The organism is Dyadobacter arcticus, assembly GCF_011762185.1.
GTDB lineage: Bacteria > Bacteroidota > Bacteroidia > Cytophagales > Spirosomataceae > Dyadobacter > Dyadobacter arcticus.
In genome coordinates, this window is sequence record NZ_JAASQJ010000012.1 from 1 (window position 1) to 3,811 (window position 3,811).

Annotated in this window: 3 protein-coding genes; all 3 read right to left on the reverse strand. The window is 44.0% G+C overall.

Going from position 1 to position 3,811, the window contains the following annotated elements:
- A partial coding sequence (locus FHS68_RS26220; RefSeq protein WP_374757537.1) for a M4 family metallopeptidase occupies positions 1-2,240 on the reverse strand: 2,240 nt, incomplete at its 3' end.
- Entirely contained in the window at positions 2,192-3,295 is a 1,104-nt protein-coding gene (locus FHS68_RS26520; protein ID WP_229212074.1) for a hypothetical protein, read from the reverse strand. The genes FHS68_RS26520 and FHS68_RS26220, both read right to left, overlap by 49 nt.
- 174 nt (positions 3,296-3,469) lie before the next feature.
- Positions 3,470-3,811, reverse strand: a 342-nt coding sequence (locus FHS68_RS26225) for a T9SS type A sorting domain-containing protein (protein ID WP_208408469.1), incomplete at its 5' end; no start/stop codon positions are given.

The window sequence follows — 3,811 nt, forward strand, 5'->3', positions numbered from 1 at the left end:
ATGGCATCTTTTTCCTGCTGGGTAAATGGCGTTGTCGCCCCTGTTGGTGAGACATGGCAGGCCCATTCAGAACCCAGTTTATGGTGTGCTGCCACAGTCCAGCTATACTTTTTAGTCCTGGAAAGGGCGAGTTGTGTACTTACCGGTGCCGGTCCTTCGTCTTCATCATAAGCTGCTTCGTGCGGGATGTCCTGATCGGGCACTGTTCCGTCATTATCAATTACATAGAGATTGTAACCTCCTGCCCCTTTCAGGCTTGTCCAGCTCATAGGGCTTGACCATGCCGGGATCTCCTGCCCTGTTTTAGGGTTCAGGCCGGTGACGGCAGGTATTTTCTCGGTTTTGAATTCATAGGTAAGGGTCCATTTTAATTTCCCATTCAGGGATTCGCATAAAACCGGGTCCGGGCTTACACTGCACCCGTTGTGCAGGTCCCCACTCAGGCTCAGGCGGGAGCGGACGTAGTAAACTTGCCCAGGTTCCAGGTTAACAAGTCCATAAGCCATTCCGGTGGCCAGTTCCGGGGCTACATTGTTGACGAACTGGTAAACAGGTGCCTCACTGGATTGGAAGGTGGCGCTTTTGCTGACCTCGAAAAGCCTGGCACTTTCGTATTCGGGGTATTCTACTTCTACGCCCACTTTGGCAGCCCAGGGGTATACCGTTTCCCCGTCGGCAGGGTAGTGGTTCAAAGTAGAAGCATAATCTGGCAGGCCCAGTACAGCCGCCCAAGCGTCGTTCAAAGCGATGTTTTCTTTTCCTTTTGGGTCAAAGTTATTGCCCATTAACAATTTGAGGGCCGAATGTGTGGCCAGGCGGAATTCTTCCAGGGAAGAATTTTTCTGTAATAAATTATAGGCCTTCCAAATCACCTGCAGAGCAAGTTCATTATCAATGGGGAATACAAAATATGTACCGTTTTTTTCATTCTGGTAGCCCATGTTTCCATCAGTCCCATGCACAAGCAAATGGTACCAAAAATTCAATATTCCTGCATTCTTGGCAGGAATGTCGTAATTCCAGTTAATCCCTTTGTAAAGTTTAGGCTGGCCCGATAAATGAGGATTAGAAAAGTCAATTTCCCAAGTGGGACTGGCTGCACTTCCTCCCTTTAAAGACCAAATAAATGACCCATTAGGGTTCAAGGTTTGGATATATTCATTCTTTATATTCAAAGAAAAGATCTGTCCCAAACCATTTCGGATAGCTTCCCATTCCGGATATTCGTTGTTGTTCAGAACATTCAAATCATTATTTACGAAATGGTTGATTGCGAAAAAATATTGAATGCTAATGTCCTCCCTACCGGTTTCATCCTTCGATATAGGATAATAGAAAACTTTATCAGAAGCATCGAATGCAGGGTAAATGAATGCCTTTTCAGGCTTGCCTAAAATATTTTCGATCTGCAAATTACCAGTACCGTCAAGACCTTTGTAGTTAAATTTTGACTCAAAAAATTCACTTGCGAGTCCAGTGGCCCAATGTACCGTAACACCAGTTTTTGAGATGTTCAGATTGTTGTCAGGAGTATATATTTTGCTTGCATCTAGATCAGCGTCCGCGAAGATCGGATTACTGTTGTCAATAGAAATGTACTGCTTGGTTTTAATTGACGATGATTGGGCGCAATTGTTGAGCAGGTGCATCTCTCCACTTAGTGGATCAGCAGATAAAGTGGCTTTCTGAGCATTGAATTTGACTGTGCCGAACCAGCTCTCAGCGCTTAGCTTTTCAGGCCCAGATAAACATTTAACGTTGTGAGTTCCCGGGGACCATGCAGATTCTACTCCAACGGCGTGCCATGCATTCATCACTTGTTGATATACATGTGAACCTATCGGATGTCCAAGTTCTATTACTGTTTGAAGAGTTTTGACGCGGGCATCCGGATAATCTGATTGAAGTGTAATTTTACCGCTGGTGAATGTGTGAAAAACGATGTCCAGAGCTAGTTTGTAACAATTAAATTTGTTGTCAGGGTCAAGAGGGAGTATCTTGTAATTTTCTAAGCTCTGATTGTCATCTATAAAACCTTCCTGTTTTTCTCCTGACGCCAACAGATAAAACCAATGATCTCCTACAACTCCATTGACTTGCGGCGAATAGCCTGGATCGGTTATGTCCCTATAATATTCCCCTTTGTATGCCTTGGGATATCCATATAACGGCTTGGGATTATCAAACGGCCTTAGCGAATAGTTGAAAGGGACAATCCCTGGTGAACTCCATACAGCCAGTTCGGTGAAGCGAACCCGAGACCGTTTGGTAAATCGTGATAATTGAGATTTGCTAAGCCCATTACATCGCAAAAAAATTCCATCAACTCATGCAACGGAATAGAGTTATCTTCATACCCCTCGTAAGCAGCATCTCCTAAGGCTGGAACGTAGTTTAATATCCCGTGGGCTAATTCGTGGCCTATTAAATCGCGACTGACCGATGGCTCACTGTAGCTGGCAATATTATGATGTACTATTTTAGTTACATAATCATATCTTGTTCTGCCCATCCGTTTGTCGATTAATGTCGTGATGCACTTTTGTCCTAATTTGTCGAATCCGTCCCAGCCATAAAAGTTATGAGTCAGTCTGGTAAATTTCTGTGTGGCTTCGAGTACACTTGATGCCAGTACGTCGCTGAGCGGATGGTTGAAATTTGTAGAAGACTCGTTTAAAGAGGGCAATTTATTGAATGGTCCGGTAGAAAATGGTGCTGTCACAATGGAAGCAAAAGGGTAGTACTTATCTAGTAAACCGTTCACTGGATCGGAATCTACGGCTCCAACTTCTATGGGAGCGTAAAGTTCCAAAAGTGGTATCTTCTGGGAACACATTGCAAAACCTGAAGTGTAGTACGGGCTTAAAGGGAGCATCGGGTGAATGCCATCATACTCGTCAATTGGCTTTAACAAATACATGGTGCCGAAAAAATTTGCTGAGTTGTGGTAATAAGTTTTTCCCAAGGCTACCGGATAAGGAGCAGGGTTATACATGACACCGAGGATGCCTGATAGATTAGGGTTTGGATTTTGCTGTAAATCTTGCCACGGGTAGTACGTCTGCGCTGTGGCAATGGGGAAACACCAACCGCCTGAATAAAAGATTAAAAGCAAAACCAGGCTTCTGATCATTGGTGATAGATTCGAAAACCCTGCTAAAAGGCCCTTTTTAAAATTTATCCTCCAATTTTGAATCGGCGGGTAAGTCCATTGCGCAGGAGTAGGACGTATTATCCAGTTTGCAATGAGGTGAAAAATGAGCAGGAGCGCCTGCCTGGTAAAAATCTGTTTCATAAATGTGATGGATTTAAAGATGATTTTATATGATTAGCATGGGCATTATTGCCATGGCAATCTTACGGTACTCTTTAAATGAAAAAGCCAACCGTTTATCAATCGGTTGGCTTAATGATCAGAAGGTCTTGATATAAAAATAGTTGGATGACCAGTTTTAACTGAATACTGATCCTACTTACTCCCTTGCAACGACAAGTTTCTGGGAATAAACCAGCTTTTTTTCCTGAGCGTGACGATGTAAACGCCGGGTTGGAAGGCTGAGACGTCAAGCTTTTCGCCTGTCCAGGTTTTGCTGAGAATGCTTGCACCTTGTTTGTCGTAGACATTCAGGGCAAAAGCCTCCTTTCCAACGCTATCAGCTATTCCTGGCAGGCCAATTTCAACGGATTGGCTGGCAGGGTTAGGGTACACATTTAGTGGCTGTACAACCAAAACTGGCGGGTTTTCCTGACTTGGATAGAAAAACATTCGTTTCTTTTTTAATGTAATTCCCCCGTTTTGCTGTGCCTGGCT